Below are 1,471 nucleotides of genomic sequence, written 5' to 3'. Positions count from 1 at the left end.
GGCGCGGCGCGGTCCAGGTCGGCGCGGTTGGGGAAGCGCTTCTCGGGCCAGTGGGTCTCGATCCAGCCGCGACCGAAGATYGGGCCGTCGGGATGGGTCGCGGCATAGGCCTTCACCGCGGCGACCAGGCTCTCGACCGAGTCGGTCTGGTCCAGGTTCAGGGTCAGCTCGCGCAGGCCGATGCCGGTCAGGTGGGCGTGGGCGTCGACGAAGCCCGGAAAGGCCGCCGCGCCCTTCAGGTCGATGTCGCGGGCGCCCTTGGCGGCCTTGGCCTGGGCGGCGGCCAGGTCGCCGACGAAGGCGATGCGGTCGTCGCGGATCAGCACGGCCTGGGCGGTCGGCGCGGCGGCGACGCCGGTGTGGATCGGCCCGCCGTGGATCAGGATGTCGCCGGCGGTGGCGGTGGCCAGGCTGGAGACCGCGAACAGGGCGGCGAGGGTCAGGGTGCGCAAGGCGATCTCCAGGACAGCAAGAACCGGAAATCTAGGTCAGGAATGGTGGAGATTGAAAGCTTTCCCGGCCCCGGCGTTGGCGCCGCGCGCATGTCCTGACTATTCTGGCTCAACCTTGGGCTGGAGCGCCGGCATGGACGTCAGAACGGATCGACGCGCGACCGTGCTGTGGAGCCTCGGCTTCGCCGTCGCCTACCTGATCCTGGCCGTCGTCGTCTCCCTGCTGGCCGACCATCGCCTCCACCTCGCCGCCTGGCTGCCCGCCTTGGTGTTGTGGCTGGTCAACGCCGTGCTGGACGGCGGCGCTTATCTGGCCCAAGGCGGCGTGGGCGGGCCGCGTCCCCCTTCGCCGGGACGGCCGGCCCGCGTCGCGGCCCTGCGCTGGGTGCTGTGCGCCCTCATCCTGGCCAACGCCGCCCTGCTGCTGTGGCGCGCCGTTTCGACGGGCGACTCGACGCTGACGGTCGCCGGCGTCGGGGTGCGCCTGTTGCCGCTGGACGTCCGCCTGACCCCGGTTGGTCTGGACCCGCTGGCCCTGGCGCTGGGCGTCGGCCTGGGCTTCCTGGGGCTGTGCGAACTGCGGTTGCGCCTGGCGGCGACCGTGCGGCCCTCGGCCAGCGCGGCTTGACGCCCCCTCGCTGGCGACCACGATCGCGGATAACGGACTCCAAAGCCGCAAGTCCCCTCCAACAGTCGCGTCCCGCTGCTATATTCCCCCCATGACCCAGGGCTTCACCCTCTTCGAGACGCCGATCGGACTGTGCGGCCTGGCCTGGAACGAGCACGGCCTGGTCGGAGCCCAGCTGCCGGAGGCCGCGCCCGGCGCCGCCTGGGACCGCCTGCGCCGCCGCTATCCGGACGCGGTCGAGGCCTCCCCGCCGCCGCCGTCGATCCAGCGCACGATCGAGCGGATCAACGACCTGCTAGCCGGCGGTCGCGACGACCTGGTCGATGTCGAGCTGGACCTCGACGTCGTCTCGCCCTTCAACCGCCGGGTCTACGAGATCGCCCGCGCCATT

At 72.0% G+C, this 1,471-nt stretch carries 2 protein-coding genes and 1 pseudogene; 2 read left to right on the top strand and 1 reads right to left on the bottom strand.

Features of this window, described 5'->3' with window-relative positions:
• Positions 1–452: amidohydrolase family protein (locus AC1DZ6_RS25105; RefSeq protein ID WP_477099806.1), on the bottom strand; the 452-nt coding region annotated here is incomplete at its 3' end.
• Positions 453–585: 133 nt separating this feature from the next.
• Here AC1DZ6_RS25105 and AC1DZ6_RS25100 point away from each other — a divergent pair.
• Together AC1DZ6_RS25100 and AC1DZ6_RS25095 are read left to right on the top strand one after the other, a co-directional pair.
• A complete protein-coding gene (locus AC1DZ6_RS25100; protein WP_477099805.1) occupies positions 586–1,080 on the top strand; it encodes a hypothetical protein in 495 nt (164 codons plus the stop codon).
• Positions 1,081–1,171: 91 nt separating this feature from the next.
• Positions 1,172–1,471, top strand: a pseudogene (locus tag AC1DZ6_RS25095) (methylated-DNA--[protein]-cysteine S-methyltransferase); the annotation flags it as partial.

The sequence above is a fragment of the Caulobacter sp. P1_B12_2 genome, assembly GCF_056406675.1.
The sequence above is the reverse complement of the archived record's forward strand: the minus strand, read 5'-3'. Positions and strand labels throughout refer to the sequence as shown.

What these genes read in the sequence shown, in the direction of transcription:
- AC1DZ6_RS25100 (WP_477099805.1), top strand. Translation starts at nt 586, where the DNA reads ATGGACGTCAGAACGGATCGACGCGCGACCGTGCTGTGGAGCCTCGGC.